The following is a 15003-nucleotide window of genomic DNA, read 5'->3' on the forward strand; positions in this document are numbered from 1 at the left end:
CGACTCAGAATACACTTTCCTTTTTAACCCCAAAAGGTCACAATAAGCGGTTAAATATTTTATGAATATTCACGAGGAACTTCATGCTTACCGCCGTTGGTTTATTAATTGTCGGGCTTATTTTATTAGTCTGGAGTGCTGACAGGCTTGTTTTTGGCGCTGCTGCGCTTGCCAGAAATATAGGCATCTCTCCTCTGGTTATCGGAATGACGATCTTAGCCATGGGCTCCTCAGCACCTGAAATGATGGTGTCAGCAACTGCAGCTCTTGCTGACAAAACCGATACGGCTGTCGGTAATGTTTTAGGTTCAAATATTGCGAATATTGCCCTGATTTTGGGAGTAACCGCACTGATTAAACCGCTTTCTATCAGTTCCGGCTTACTCCGGAGAGAACTTCCTCTCATGATTGGAGTCACACTGGTAGCCGGATTTATTTTATGGGACGGCAATTTAGGATTCGGCGAAGGCGTACTCCTGTTTGTGTTATTTTTTCTTTTTATTATCACCATGCTGAACATCAGCAGAAAAGAAAAGAAAAAAGGAGATGCATTAGTCTCTGAACAAGAATCAGAAGTTCCGGAAGGGGTTGATACAAAGAAAGCCGTTTTCTGGCTGATTATCGGATTGCTCCTGTTGCCTGTTTCAGCAGATATGTTAGTCAATAATGCCGTTTTTATTGCAAAGTTCTTCGGAATGAGTGATTTGGTCATCGGGCTGACCATCATTGCCATCGGAACCAGCTTACCTGAACTGGCGGCCTCACTGGCGGGAGTTCTCAAAGGTGAAGACGATATGGCCGTCGGAAACATTATCGGCTCAAACGTCTTTAATATCCTGGCAGTCATGGGCATTCCCGGCATTATCAATCCATCTGTACTGAGTGAGTATGCAATGGGCCGTGACTTTTGGGTCATGTTAATTCTGTCCTTACTGTTGGTGGTGATGTCTCTGGGTAAATCCAAAAGTATTAACCGGATTGAAGGACTGGTGTTATTCCTTATTTTTGTTGCCTATCAGACTTATCTGTTTATGAATATGACCGCCTGAATATAGAAATGAAATCGTGATAAACGGGGTTAAAAATGTCACAGTGTTTTGATTATAAAAGCTTTGCAAAACAAGTACTCACAATTGAAATTAAAGGCCTGCAACAACTTGAAAATTTTTTCGATGATGATTTCTGTAAGGCCTGTGAAATGGTACTCCATAACACTGCAGGCAAAGTCATTGTGATGGGAATGGGTAAATCCGGACATATTGGAAAAAAAATTGCTGCAACACTGGCAAGTACCGGAACACCCGCTTTTTTTGTCCATCCCGGTGAAGCCGCTCACGGTGATTTGGGCATGATTTCGGAAGGCGACACTGTGATTGCCATCTCTTACTCCGGTGAGTCATCAGAAATACTGTCGCTTTATCCTGTCCTGAAACGTCGTTCAATCAAAATAATTTCCATGACCGGCAACCCCCTTTCCAATATGGCAAAATTATCTGACTGTCATCTCCGGGTTTCGGTGCCGGAAGAAGCATGCCCACTCGGTCTCGCACCGACTTCAAGTGCCACGGCAACGCTGGTGATGGGAGATGCGCTGGCGATTACCTTACTCCAGGCCCGGGGTTTCACGAAAGAAGACTTTGCACTATCTCACCCCGGTGGAGCATTGGGGCGTAAGTTATTACTCAAGCTTGAAGACATCATGCACACCGGCGATGAGCTGCCAAAAGTTTATCCGGATGCTTTAATTAAGGATGCATTACTGGAAATCAGCCAAAAAGGTTTGGGGATGACCGCTGTTATCGACCAGAATGAATCATTACTTGGCATTTTCACCGATGGTGACCTCCGGAGAATTCTGGATAAGCGAATCGACATTCATGATGCCAAAATTATGGATGTTATGGTCACTCATCCGGTCACAGCGACACCGAATATGCTCGCTGTGGAAGGTTTAAATCTGATGCAGGAAAAAAGAATTAACGGGTTGATGCTGATCCAAAACGGACAACTGGCTGGAGCCCTCAATATGCATGATCTTCTGAAAGCCGGAGTAATGTAGTGAGCAATAAGATTGAAACATTATATGGTCCCGTTGAATCTGAAATCTGGGACATTGCTTCTGAAATACAACTGTTGATCTGTGATGTGGATGGTGTTCTCTCTGACGGCCGCATATATATGGGTAATCAGGGAGAAGAGCTGAAAACATTTCATACACGGGATGGATACGGTCTTAAATCCCTGATGAATGCAGGTGTTCATATTGCGATCATCACGGGACGAAAATCTCAAATCGTCGAAGACCGGATGAAAGCTTTAGGAATATCTCTGGTTTATCAGGGACAGGATGACAAGGTGAAAGCCTATCAGGATATCTGTGAACAATTGAAAGTATTGCCTGAGAACACCGGGTATATTGGCGATGACCTGATCGACTGGCCAGTAATGAAGCGGGTTGGACTCAAAGTGTGTGTCGCCGACGGACACCCGCTCTTAGCACGCAGAGCTAATTATGTCACAACTATCAATGGTGGATATGGTGCGGTCAGGGAAGTTTGTGATTTAATCCTGGAAGCTCGTGGTGAGCTGGATACGCATAAAGGCCTGAGTATATGAGTTTGTCTCGTGTCATGTATATCCTGCTATTTTTTGTGATATGTTGGTCCGCATATTACTTGCTGGACAACTACGATGCTGCAGATATACAGGTCACTCCAAACCTGGAATTACCCATGTTTAGTGGTGACCGAATTTCAAATATCTCATATGATGCGCAAGGGGTAAGGAATCATATAATTACGGCTGTTCACCTGGACTATTACTCCCGGAGCGGTAATACCATTTTTAAATCTCCGACATTGCGCGTCTACAGAAACGGCGATCAGCTTGAGTGGGAAATTACCGCACAACGAGGGATTTTAACCAAAAATAAAGTGCTGACACTTTATGACAGAGTGCTGGCTAAAAACTTACTCGAAGATTCAAGCTTCGATGAAATGTCAACAGCCCGGTTAAGTATACAATTAGGAAATCGTGACTTCTGGACGGAAACGCCTGTCCGGCTAAACGGGGTTCAGTTTGAAATCACAGGGCAGGCAATGAAAGGTAATTTTTCCAATCATTCTGCTCTACTTTACAACCATGTACAGGGTAAATATGAAAATATCGCACCTTAGCCTGATCACATGCCTGTTTGCGTCAAGCTGTGTTTTTGCTCTATCGAATGATACCGAACAACCAGTTTATATCGACTCTGACAGTCAGCAGCTTGATTTAAAAAATAATCAGGTGACGTTCATCGGAAATGTGACACTGAAACAAGGTAGTATCAGTATTCATGCAGACAAACTGGTTGTAACGCGTGAAGAAGGCAATATAAAAGAAATTCGTGGATTCGGTAATCTGGCTACGTTTTCTCAGCTGACTGATGAAGGTAAGACACTGTATGGCGAAGCCAAAACACTGACTTATCAGATGCGTAATGATCAACTGACAATGTCTGAAAAAGCCATGCTTTCTCAGGATGACAGCGTCATTCGCAGCACGACAATCCGCTATAAAATATCTGCACAAAAATTGATTGCAGACGGAAATTCCAGCAGCCGGGTATCCACCGTTCTGCAACCACAAGCTGTAAGTAAATAATCGATTATGGCCATACTAAAAGCGACACACTTAGCCAAGAGCTACAAAAAACGGAAAGTGGTTTCGGATGTAAGTCTTCAGGTTGAATCAGGCCAGATAGTCGGACTGTTGGGTCCAAATGGTGCTGGGAAAACAACCTCTTTTTATATGATTGTTGGCTTAGTCGCCCGTGACGAAGGCGCAATTACAATCAATGGCAAGGATATCAGCATCCTCCCCATGCACCAGCGCTCCCGGATGGGGATTGGTTACCTGCCGCAGGAAGCCTCTATTTTCAGAAAACTCTCGGTTGAAAACAACATTATGGCTGTTTTGCAGACCAGAGAAGCCCTATCCAGAGAAGAAAGACAGGATAAACTGGAAGATCTGCTGGAAGAATTTCATATCGGACACATTCGTCACAGTGCAGGAATGGCACTTTCCGGTGGAGAAAGAAGGCGGGTGGAAATTGCACGCGCTTTAGCGGCAAATCCTAAGTTCATTCTGTTAGATGAACCATTTGCCGGCGTCGATCCTATCTCCGTGATTGATATTAAAAAGATCATAGAACACCTCAGGGATCGCGGCTTAGGGGTTTTAATCACTGACCACAATGTCAGAGAAACCTTGGATGTTTGTGAAAAAGCCTATATCGTAAGTCAGGGAAAATTAATCGCCGAAGGAACGCCAAAGCAGGTCCTGAATAATGCTCAGGTGAAACAGGTTTATCTCGGTGAACAATTCCGTCTATGATTAGTAGATAAAGATATAAATATAAATAAGGCAACAGAAATAAGGTTATTAATACCGAATGAAACCTTCATTACAACTCAAGTTAGGTCAACAGTTAGCAATGACGCCTCAACTGCAGCAAGCCATACGTTTGCTGCAGTTATCGACACTGGATCTCCAACAAGAGATTCAGGAAGCTTTAGATTCAAACCCGCTTCTTGATGTAGAAGAAACGTTTGATGAAGCTGCGACAAACGAAAATGCAGCAACTGACAACAATAAAAACGAAGAAAAAGAAGCAACAGCAGACGTTGCCGAAACTGAATTGCAAGTTCAGGACAGTTCTGAACTCATTGAGAAGTCAGAAATCAGTTCTGAGCTCGAAATTGACACAACCTGGGATGATATTTACAGCGCCAATACCGGTAGTACAGGTATTTCTGTCGATGACGATATGCCTGTTTATCAGGGAGAAACGACACAAACCCTGCAGGATTACCTTATTTGGCAGCTGGACCTGACACCATTCAGCGATATTGATCATGCGATTGCACTGGCCATTATTGATGCAATTGATGATTATGGTTACCTGACCTTATCACCGGAAGATCTGCTTGAAAGTATTAAAACTGACGAATATGACGTCGAACTGGATGAAATCGAAGCGGTCAGAAAACGCATCCAACAGTTTGATCCGTTAGGTGTTGCCTCATTAAATTTGCAGGATTGTCTTCTGCTGCAGCTGGCTACTTTCCCAAAAGATACACCATGGCTGGATGAGGCAAAGTTAGTACTTACAGACCACATCAACCAATTAGGTAACCGGGATTACAAACTTATCCTGAAAGAGACTAAACTTAAAGAAAATGAGCTTCGTGAAGTCTTACAACTCGTTCAGCAACTCAACCCTCGTCCGGGTAATGATATCAATAAAGAGCATGCTGAATATGTTGTCCCTGATGTATCTGTTTATAAAGACCGGGGAAAGTGGGTTGTGACTATCAATCCGGACAGCATACCAAGACTCAAAATTAATCAGCAATATGCTGAGCTTGGCCGGGGAAATAGTGCTGATGGGAATTACATCAGAACCAACCTTCAGGAAGCAAAATGGCTCATTAAAAGTCTTGAGAGCCGAAATGAAACATTGCTTAAAGTTGCAAAGTGTATAGTTGAGCATCAGCGTGACTTCTTCGAATATGGAGAAGAAGCGATGAAACCGATGGTACTTAATGATGTTGCACTCGCTGTTGATATGCATGAATCAACAATTTCCCGGGTTACAACACAGAAGTATATGCATACACCACGGGGTATTTTCGAGCTGAAGTACTTTTTCTCCAGCCACGTCAGTACCGATAATGGTGGAGAGTGTTCATCGACCGCAATCAGAGCTCTCATTAAAAAGCTTGTGGCTGCAGAAAATCCATCTAAGCCACTGAGTGATAGCAAAATTGCGGCACTTTTAGCTGACCAGGGGATTCAGGTAGCCAGACGCACCATTGCAAAGTACCGTGAATCTTTGGGGATCGCGCCATCCAGTCAGCGTAAACGCCTGCTATAAGTAACCAGGCCTAACTGAGAAGGAAAGTCTATGCAAATAAACATTAATGGCCATAACATTGATCTGACCGATTCAATGCAAGACTACGTTCACTCAAAATTTGATAAACTAGAGCGTTTTTTCGACCATATCAATCACGTGCAAGTCATATTGCGGGTCGAAAAAGTACAGCAGATTGCAGAAGCGACACTCCATGTCAATCAGGGTGAAATTCATGCAACATCTGATAATGAAAACATGTATGCTGCAATCGATGGCCTGATAGACAAACTGGTTCGACAGCTAAACAAACACAAAGAAAAATTAAGTAGTCATTAATCATGCAACTTCGAGAAGTACTTTCACTGGACTGCACAAAAAGTGCAGTCCAGTGTTCAAGTAAAAAACGTGCACTGGAAATCATCAGTGAAATTGCGGCAGAACATGCCGGATTAAACGCAACTGAACTTTTTGAAAGTATGCTATGCCGGGAGAAAATGGGAAGCACCGGTATCGGCAATGGAATCGCCATTCCTCACGCAAGAATGGGCACCGGGCATGAAAATGCCGTCGCTGTCCTGGTTCAGTGCAAAGAACCGATTGATTTTGATGCAATCGATAACCGCCCGGTCGATTTACTATTTGCGCTGTTAGTTCCGGAAGAGCAATGTAAAGAGCATTTAAAAACGCTGGCCAGTATGGCTGAGCGATTAAATGATAAACAAACACTAAGGCAATTACGTAAAGCGCAGAATAATCAGGAGCTTTACGATATAATGGTCCGGGAATCCTGACAGATACCAGGAGTGAGTGTATGCGTTTAATCATTGTCAGTGGCCAGTCCGGAGCGGGAAAAAGCGTTGCTTTAAGAGTACTTGAAGACCTTGGCTATTACTGTGTAGATAACCTTCCTGTAGACTTGCTGGATGCTTTTCTCCGGTCAGTGTATAAAGGAAAGCAGAACATTGCCGTCAGCCTTGATATTCGTAACCTGCCTCAGGATCCAACGCACCTGCTCACCACAATTCAATCTGTCAAAAGCTCTTTAGCTGATGATGTCAGTATTTTATTTTTAGATGCCACTCAGGAAACACTGCTCAAAAGATACAGCGAAACCCGCCGAATCCATCCTTTATCTTTGCAAAAACACCAACTAACGCTCGGGCAGGCCATTGATCTGGAGAAACAGATCCTGTCACCGCTGAAAGAACATGCCGATTTAACCATCGATAGCACAAATAAATCGATTCACACTTTAAGCGAAACCATTCGGATGCGTGTAGAAGGGCGGGAAAGAAAAGCACTGGTGATGGTTTTTCAGTCTTTCGGATTTAAATACGGATTGCCTAAAGATACTGACTTTATCTTTGATGTCCGGTTTCTTCCAAATCCCCACTGGCAACCTGAGCTCAGACCTCAAACGGGTTTGGATGCCCCGGTCAGAGCTTTTCTGGAACATCATCCTGAGGTCATGGAGATGAAACATCAGCTCCAGTCATTTATTGAACACTGGTTACCTTTACTGGAAAAAAACAACCGAAGCTACCTCACGGTTTCGATTGGTTGTACCGGTGGCAAACACCGTTCCGTCTATCTGACGCAACAAATCGGTGAATACTTCTCCCAGTTAGGTCATCAGGTACAAATCCGCCATAAATCACTTGAAATGGAAATCAAATAACAGAATGACTCAGTTAAGCAAAACGGTTCTGATTCAAAACCGTCTGGGATTGCATGCCCGGGCTGCCATCAAATTAGTCGAACTGGCACAATCTTATGATGCTATTCTGACCATACGGAATCAGGACGGAAAAGAAGCGACAGCCGATGGTGTCATGGGATTATTGATGCTTGAATCAGCTCAGGGACAGTATGTCACTATTTATGCTGATGGCTCTGAATCAGACGAGGCACTGAAAGCCGTATGCCACCTGATCGAAGATAAATTCGAAGAAGAAGACTGAAATCACCGTAAGCATATCCGGCTTCAACCCTGTATTGACATGAAATGACACAATTTAGTGTTACCCTCAATCCTTTCCGGAAAAAAGTTATCTGTGAAATAACTTCTTATTAAATAAGAATTAGAATTAAGTTAATATACCCGGGCAACCTGAAGATGCACCTTCAGATTGCCCGGGTATAAAGTCCCTAATAATAAAATGTAATAAACAGGAGGTAATCATGGCAGAGCATATTGAGTTTGATCAGGCTCACCAAACCCTCCAGGAAGTGACCGAAGCCTTAGAAAATGGCCGGTTTGTGCATGTGCGCAGACAACTTCAGGATATGGAGCCTGAAGATATTGCCCACCTTCTCGAAGCCTCTCCCCGCAAAAGTCGTAATGTTCTGTGGCAGTTAACCGATCCGGAAGATTACGGTGATATTCTGGATGAACTCAGTGAAGACGTTAAAGATGCGCTGGTGTCGAAAATGGCGCCGGAGCGACTCGCTGAAGCCACTGAAGGCATGGATACCGATGATCTGGCCTACGTTTTACGTAGCCTGCCGGAAGATGTTTCCCAGAGCATTCTTGCCCAGATGGATGCCATTGACAGACTCAGGGTTGAAACTGCACTCTCCTACCCGGAAGATACTGCCGGGGGATTAATGAATACGGACTTCATCACCATCCGCGGAGATGTGGATGTGGATGTTGTACTCCGGTATTTAAGAATCAAAGGTGAATTACCTCAGACAACGGATGCTTTATATGTCATTGATAAAGAAAGCCGCCTGATTGGTCACCTGTCACTGACTCACCTGCTAACATCACAACCTGACATCCGTATCTGCGATATTATGGATGACGCTGACGAAGCGATTCAGGTAGATATGACAGATACCGATGTTGCCAGTCTGTTTGAACGACGGAAGTGGGTTTCTGCCCCGGTTGTTAACGAAGAACAATTTCTTGTTGGGCGGATAACGATCGATGATGTGGTTGACGTCATCCGGGAAGATGCAGAGCACTCGATGATGAGTCTCGCCGGTATGGATGATGAAGAAGATACATTTGCACCAGTCATGAAATCAGCCCGTAAACGCAGTATCTGGCTGGGAGCAAATGTCCTTGCTGCACTGGCAGCAGCTTCTGTTTCTAACATGTTTGAAGCAACATTAGAACAAATGGCCGCAATTGCCGTCTTAATGACCATTGTTCCTTCTATGGGTGGTGTCGCAGGAAATCAAACCATTGCACTGGTTATTCGTGGGTTAGCATTGGGTCACGTAGGTGACAGTAATAAACGGGAACTGCTTCTGAAAGAAGCTGCTGTCGGTATTCTCAACGGCTGCTTATGGGCGTTACTGATTGGCGGTATCGTCGTTGTCTGGAAAGGTAACTGGCTGCTCGGGGGCATTATTTCTGCTGCTATGCTGACCAATCTTACCGTTGCGGGCATCGCTGGGGTGACCATTCCTCTACTCCTGAAAAAGATGAAAATCGATCCGGCACTGGCCGGAGGAATGGCACTTACCACAGTGACCGATGTGGTCGGCCTTTTCGTTTTCCTTGGTCTGGCAACAATTCTCATTTCCTGAACAATAGCGTTTCAATAAAAAACCCGGAAATCTCCGGGTTTTTTATTGATGCTTTATTGCTTTATACAAAGATACGCCTGGCTTATTCACCCGCAATTTTCATCGACTCAATCAAAATTGAGCCGGTTTGAATTTGTGAACGGGTTTCGACATCATTCCCTATCGCAATAATCTGACTGAACATATCTTTCAGGTTACTTGCAATAGTAATTTCTGAAACAGGATACTGAATCTCACCATTTTCCACCCAAAAACCAGCCGCACCCCGGGAATAATCACCAGTAACGATATTCACACCCTGCCCCATCACTTCCGTCACCAGAAATCCGGTCCCCAGCTCTTTCAGCATTTGAGTAAAATCCTGTTCTCCGGAAGAACGGACAAACCAGTTATGAATGCCTCCGGCATGGCCGGTTGGTGTCATATCCAGTTTTCTGGCGGAATAGCTGGTCAGCAGATAAGTCGCCAGTACGCCATCAGTGACAATATCAATATCTCTGGTTGCCAGACCTTCACTGTCAAACGGTGTAGAAGCCAGCCCACGTAATACATGTGGCTTTTCAGCGATACAGAACCAGTCCGGGAATATTTTCTGCCCCAGCTGGTCCAGCAGGAACGATGATTTCCGGTATAAGTTTCCGCCACTGATTGCTGATACAAAATGCCCGATTAACCCAGTCGCAACCTCAGGAGCAAACATGACAGGATATTTCCCGGTCTTCAGCTTTTGCGCATCCAAACGGCTCACTGTCCGCTCAGCTGCCAGACGCCCAACGATTTCAGGTTTCCACAGATCATCCCTGTGCCGGGCGACACTATAGCTATAATCCCGCTCCATTTTTCCGTGGTTATCTTCTCCAATTACACAGCAACTGACACTATGCCGGCTGGAAGCATAACTGGCCAGCAAGCCATGGCTGTTACCGTACACTTTCACACCGTAATGGCTGTCATAACTGGCACCATCACTCTGTTTAATCTTCGGGCTGTAATCCAGAGCTGTCTTTTCGGCGACAATTGCAACGGCTGCGGCTTCATCCGGATTCGGTTCATCAGGGTGAAACAAATCCAGCTCAGGGATATCTTTCACCATGAGTTCTTTCGGTGCCGGACCGGCACATGGATCTTCTGACGTGTATTGGGCAATATCCAGTGCAGCAAGAACTGTCTGGCGGATGGCATGTTCACTTAAATCGGATGTGGATGCACTGCCTTTTCTTTGACCGCGGTAAACCGTAATTCCCAAAGCACCATCGCTGTTGAATTCAACATTTTCAATTTCACACAAACGGGTTGAGACACTTAACCCGGTAGTTTTTGTAATTGCGACTTCTGCTGCATCTGCGGTTCCGGATGCCAGTTCAAGCGCTTTTGCAACAGCCGACTCTAACTCAGCCCGCTGTTGTGTAACCTGCTGTTTAATATCCATAACTCATTTCTTTTGATTCACCTGATCTAAATAGCATAACAAGAATTTGTCTTTCTCCCCACGATTCTTGTTAAAATAAACAATATTGATAATTTACGAAGAAAGAAACTATGGCGCGGAAGAATCAAAAAGCCCCCTGGGAAGAAGAAGAAGAAATCATTTGGGTCAGTAAAACCGAAATGAAAAATGACATGACTGAACTCCAGAAACTCGGAGAAGCACTGGTCGCTTTAAAACCGGCAATTCTGGAAAAGTTCCCGCTTTCACAGGAACTGGCGGATGCCATCAAAGACGCACAACGCTTTAAGAACGAAGCCAGAAGACGTCAGCTTCAGTACATCGGCCGCCTGATGCGTCATATTGACCCGGGACCACTGCAGGCCGCTCTGGACCGTTACAATAACAAACACGCTCAGGCTACTGCAGTACTCCACCGACTGGAGAACTTACGCGATAGAATCATTAGTGAAGGAGATACAGCGATTGATGAAGCGATTGATAAATATCCTCAGGCAGAGCGGCAACAATTGCGTCAACTGGCAAGGCAGGCCAAAAAAGAGCAACAGCAGCAAAAGCCACCCAAAGCATCCAGAGAAATATTTCAGATCCTGAAAACCTTTGAGGACGAAAATTTTTAATCTCCCTGCCACACCATGGCTGTTGCTATGGTGTGGCTTTCTGAAAAAACTGAACCCGAAAGATCAACAGACTTTAGCCAGCTTTGACAAAGTCACGTAAAACCGGATCCGGATGTTTGACCGATAAATCAGCCGTCTGACCCGTCGCATAAACCCCATTTTCATGCACGAAAGCAAACTGATCCGCAATACTCAAAATATCGCCTAAATGATGCGTGACCATCATGACAGTTGTCTGCCGTTCACTGGCCAGCCGTTTGACTAAAGCCAGCATTTCACCTCTTAAGATCGGATCCAAAGCCGAGAAAGGTTCATCCAGCAACCAGTAATCCCTGGCCTGAACAAAGCAACGCGCCAAAGCAACCCGCTGTTTTTGTCCGCCGGACAGCTGTTCAGGAATACGGTCCAACATCGTTTCAATCCCGACCTGAGTTGCCGCCTGTATGATCTGCTGTTGATCATCGCGGGTTAATTTGAGAGCGGGATTGAGTCCAAGACCAATATTCTCTCTGACTGTCAGATGGCTGAACAGATTGTGCTCCTGAAACAGAACAGAGAAAGGACGAGCAAAAGGCAATTCAGAGAGAATAGATTTTCCGTCTACACGAATATCTCCTGAGTCTGGTGTAATAAATCCGGCGACCAAACTGAGTAAAGTCGACTTTCCGGCACCGCTGGCTCCCATGATCGCCACAATCGCCCCCTTCGGTAGCTCCAGTGAAAAATCAAACCAGTTCTGCTGATATTGATAGCGAACCCGATCAAGCTTTAACAATTGATTTTCCTCCGGTCCTGAATAATTTTTCTGCTCCCCAGAAGCATCCGACACTCATTAATAATAAAAATAAGGCAACGACCGCCGCCGCCTCCATCTGATAACTGCCCATCAATTGATATAAATACAGCGGCAATGTTTTAAAATCCTGACTGCCAAATAAAGCAATGGCACTTAAATCACCCATTGAAACCAAAAAACTGATCACAAATGCATGCACAACCGGCTTCCGGATTGCCCGCCATTCAACAATCAAAAAACGCCGCCATCCATTCATTCCGAGGCTGGCACATAACAGATTATACTGGCGGGCCATCGTCCACATAGGCTGGTGCAACGTTTTAATTACATAAGGCAGCGCCATCATTGCATTGACCAGAACAACGACACCAAAGGCAAAATGAAACGCATCCGTAAAGGTTCTCAGCAATAAAAATAATCCTGTACTCAATACGATTCCGGGCGTGACCAGAATCATCATCCCTGATGTTTCAAGCAGATCGGCACTGCGCAGACTTCCCCGCAAACGCCAGGCCCGGCTGCTCATTAAAACACATATCCCGGCAATCACTGACAAACCTGCTGCGATGAATGCAACACAAACTGAATCTTTTACAGCCGACCAGAAGCTTAAACTGAACAGTACCCCGGATAAATGAGCATTCAAACCACTGAGACACACCATCACCAACGGGGGCAACACCAGCAACAAACAAAGCGTAATCCAGCTCCAGTCCCATAACCTGGATGATAATGAATCCCGGAAGACGAATTCACGGGAAAAGCTACCGCTGGTGCGAACCGGAATCGTCCGGCTCATACGCTGCACACCATAAGACAAAGTGCTGCAAAGCAGTACCTGCCAGATGGCAAGTACGGCACCGGACTGCAGGTCAAAATCAAACTTGATGGCCTGATAGATACCCAGCTCTATGGTGGTAGCCTGCGGCCCGCCACCTAATGCCATTACGGTCGCAAAACTGGTGAAACACAGCATAAACACCAGTCCTGCAATATGGGGAAGCTGCTGGCGAAGACGGGGCCATTCGATCAACCGGAATCTTGACCATGCTCCCATTCCAAGATGTAAAGCCAGTTGATCATGCTGCGGAGGAATCATATCTAAAACATGCAGAAACAAACGGCTCGCGTAAGGTAAATTAAAAAATACATGCGCCAGTAAAATGCCATTTAAACCATACACTGAAAAAGAGAATTCCAGGCCTGAAAACTGATATATCTTCGCCGCCAGTCCGCTGTGACCATAAATAGCCAATAACCCGAACACCCCCACCAAAACCGGCATCACTAATGTGACAGAAAAAAGTTTCAGCAACAGCTGACGGCCGGGAAACTGTCTGCGATTTAATGCAACAGCAACCGGTAATGCAGGAATAACACTTAACAGAGTTGATAATCCGGCCTGATAAAAACTAAACCAGGTCATATGCAGGTAATAATCATCCTGCAGCACTTCACTAAATGCCAGATCCGATGCATGAAAAATCAGTGCACCAAATGCACTGATAACAAAAATCATGACGATAAAGACGACTCCGATCCCGGACCGGGGAATTGGCACCAGATTCATCAGTTGGACGTCAGCGCCCTGCGCCATTCACGAATCCATTGTTTCCGGTTTTGTGCAACCTGATCCGGTGTAAAACGGAGTGTTTTTGACGGATGGACCAGATGCCGGAAGCCTGCCGGTAATTCACCAGCTGTCACAGGATACATCCAGTTCCCTGTCGGAATGACCGACTGAAACTGATCACTGAGCATAAATTGCAGAAACTGTTCAGCCAGTTCAGGATGCTGACTGCCTGATAACCGGGCAGCAACTTCCACCTGCATATAATGACCTTCCTTAAATGCAGCCGCCGCATAATGATCATCCTTTTCAGCAATCTGATGATAGGCAGGTGAGGTTGTATAGGATAAAACCATATCTGACTCACCTTTCAGAAACATCGAATAAGCTTCTGACCAGCCTTTTGTCACCGTGACTGTTTTCCTGGATAGTTTTTGCCATGCCTGATCAGCCTGATCGCCGTAAACGGATTTCATCCATAGCAATAAGCCCTGACCGGGTGTGGATGTGCGTGGATCCTGATAAATAATCTTCAGATTATCTGATTGTTCCACCAGTGCTTTCAGGCTTGTCGGCGGATTCGATAATTTGTCTTTACGATAAACAAAAGCGAAATAACCATAATCAAAAGGGACAAATGTTTTATCTTGCCATCCGTCAGGTAAATTTACGTCAGACGTATCAACCTGATGCGGAGCCAGTAATCCGGTTTTTTTTGCTTCGGTCATCAGGCTGTCATCCAGCCCTAAAACAATATCTGCTTTGCTGTGATCACCTTCCAGTCTGAGGCGATTCAGAATTGAAACACCATCATCGAGCGCAATAAACTGCAAATCGCAACCACACTGAGTTTCAAATGATTTTTCAATCGCAGGCCCCGGCCCCCATTCAGAAGCAAACGAATCATAGGTATAAACCGTCAGGACAGGTTTCTCAGCAGCAGAAGCATTCAAAGCAGTAAAGACACTACATAAAGCAAGGGGCAAGGATAAAGTTTTTACAGGTTTCACCGTTCGTTCTCCATTATTTGAACGGCACAGGGTTGAGGCAAATGAAGTGAACAAAACCAATGATCAACACATCACACTCAATTCCTACGCCAGCATTATCTGGTTCAGGTCACCAATT

At 45.1% G+C, this 15003-nt stretch carries 17 protein-coding genes; 13 read left to right on the plus strand and 4 right to left on the minus strand.

What is annotated here, in order from left to right; genetic code table 11:
- The first annotated feature begins 83 nt into the window (after nt 1-83).
- From OC443_RS16775 to mgtE, 12 genes are all read left to right on the plus strand, one after another.
- A complete protein-coding gene (locus OC443_RS16775; RefSeq protein ID WP_073579780.1) occupies nt 84-1049 on the plus strand; it encodes a calcium/sodium antiporter in 966 nt (321 codons plus the stop codon).
- Nucleotides 1050-1084: 35 nt separating this feature from the next.
- Nucleotides 1085-2059, plus strand: coding sequence for a KpsF/GutQ family sugar-phosphate isomerase (locus tag OC443_RS16780; RefSeq protein ID WP_073579779.1), 975 nt, complete (start codon nt 1085-1087; stop codon nt 2057-2059).
- A complete protein-coding gene (gene kdsC / locus OC443_RS16785; protein ID WP_073579778.1) occupies nt 2059-2616 on the plus strand; it encodes a 3-deoxy-manno-octulosonate-8-phosphatase KdsC in 558 nt (185 codons plus the stop codon). The genes OC443_RS16780 and kdsC overlap by 1 nt, the downstream gene beginning before the upstream one ends.
- On the plus strand, nt 2613-3176 hold the full coding sequence (lptC, locus tag OC443_RS16790) for an LPS export ABC transporter periplasmic protein LptC (protein WP_073579777.1): 564 nt from the start codon (nt 2613-2615) through the stop codon (nt 3174-3176). The genes kdsC and lptC overlap by 4 nt, the downstream gene beginning before the upstream one ends.
- Nucleotides 3157-3645: a lipopolysaccharide transport periplasmic protein LptA gene (gene lptA / locus OC443_RS16795; protein WP_073579776.1), complete on the plus strand. Its 489-nt coding sequence runs from the start codon at nt 3157-3159 to the stop codon at nt 3643-3645. Before lptC ends, lptA begins: the two co-directional genes overlap by 20 nt.
- A gap of 6 nt (nt 3646-3651) precedes the next feature.
- On the plus strand, nt 3652-4377 hold the full coding sequence (gene lptB, locus OC443_RS16800; protein ID WP_073579775.1) for an LPS export ABC transporter ATP-binding protein: 726 nt from the start codon (nt 3652-3654) through the stop codon (nt 4375-4377).
- Nucleotides 4378-4435: 58 nt separating this feature from the next.
- Entirely contained in the window at nt 4436-5920 is a 1485-nt protein-coding gene (locus tag OC443_RS16805) for an RNA polymerase factor sigma-54 (RefSeq protein ID WP_073579774.1), read from the plus strand.
- A gap of 30 nt (nt 5921-5950) precedes the next feature.
- Nucleotides 5951-6238: a ribosome hibernation promoting factor gene (gene hpf / locus OC443_RS16810; RefSeq protein ID WP_073579773.1), complete on the plus strand. Its 288-nt coding sequence runs from the start codon at nt 5951-5953 to the stop codon at nt 6236-6238.
- Nucleotides 6239-6240: 2 nt separating this feature from the next.
- Nucleotides 6241-6693, plus strand: coding sequence for a PTS IIA-like nitrogen regulatory protein PtsN (gene ptsN, locus OC443_RS16815; protein ID WP_073579772.1), 453 nt, complete (start codon nt 6241-6243; stop codon nt 6691-6693).
- A 20-nt stretch (nt 6694-6713) separates the two neighbouring features.
- Nucleotides 6714-7580: an RNase adapter RapZ gene (gene rapZ, locus OC443_RS16820; protein ID WP_073579771.1), complete on the plus strand. Its 867-nt coding sequence runs from the start codon at nt 6714-6716 to the stop codon at nt 7578-7580.
- 4 nt (nt 7581-7584) lie between these two features.
- The gene (locus OC443_RS16825; protein WP_073579770.1) at nt 7585-7863 is read left to right on the plus strand and encodes an HPr family phosphocarrier protein; all 279 of its coding nucleotides are present in this window, start codon (nt 7585-7587) and stop codon (nt 7861-7863) included.
- 220 nt (nt 7864-8083) lie between these two features.
- Nucleotides 8084-9442, plus strand: a complete 1359-nt coding sequence (gene mgtE, locus OC443_RS16830; RefSeq protein ID WP_073579769.1) for a magnesium transporter — start codon at nt 8084-8086, stop codon at nt 9440-9442.
- An 82-nt stretch (nt 9443-9524) separates the two neighbouring features.
- On the opposite strand, the gene pmbA is transcribed toward mgtE, so the two are convergent.
- Nucleotides 9525-10871: a metalloprotease PmbA gene (pmbA, locus tag OC443_RS16835; protein ID WP_073579768.1), complete on the minus strand. Its 1347-nt coding sequence runs from the start codon at nt 10869-10871 to the stop codon at nt 9525-9527.
- A 110-nt stretch (nt 10872-10981) separates the two neighbouring features.
- Here pmbA and yjgA point away from each other — a divergent pair, with 110 nt between their 5' ends.
- Nucleotides 10982-11509 carry a ribosome biogenesis factor YjgA gene (gene yjgA / locus OC443_RS16840; protein WP_073579767.1) on the plus strand — a complete coding sequence of 176 codons (528 nt, stop codon included), beginning with the start codon at nt 10982-10984 and terminating at the stop codon, nt 11507-11509.
- A gap of 73 nt (nt 11510-11582) precedes the next feature.
- Here yjgA and thiQ read toward each other — a convergent pair whose 3' ends face one another.
- From thiQ to thiB, 3 genes are read right to left on the minus strand one after another with little or no spacing between them, the layout of a single operon-like run.
- The gene (gene thiQ, locus OC443_RS16845) at nt 11583-12284 is read right to left on the minus strand and encodes a thiamine ABC transporter ATP-binding protein (protein ID WP_073579766.1); all 702 of its coding nucleotides are present in this window, start codon (nt 12282-12284) and stop codon (nt 11583-11585) included.
- Nucleotides 12271-13902: a thiamine/thiamine pyrophosphate ABC transporter permease gene (thiP, locus tag OC443_RS16850; protein ID WP_370738722.1), complete on the minus strand. Its 1632-nt coding sequence runs from the start codon at nt 13900-13902 to the stop codon at nt 12271-12273. The genes thiQ and thiP overlap by 14 nt, the downstream gene beginning before the upstream one ends.
- Nucleotides 13875-14861, minus strand: a complete 987-nt coding sequence (gene thiB, locus OC443_RS16855) for a thiamine ABC transporter substrate binding subunit (RefSeq protein WP_159440302.1) — start codon at nt 14859-14861, stop codon at nt 13875-13877. Before thiB ends, thiP begins: the two co-directional genes overlap by 28 nt.
- Nucleotides 14862-15003 lie beyond the last annotated feature (142 nt).

It is taken from the genome of Vibrio quintilis (genome assembly GCF_024529975.1).
In the GTDB taxonomy this organism is placed as follows: domain Bacteria; phylum Pseudomonadota; class Gammaproteobacteria; order Enterobacterales; family Vibrionaceae; genus Vibrio; species Vibrio quintilis.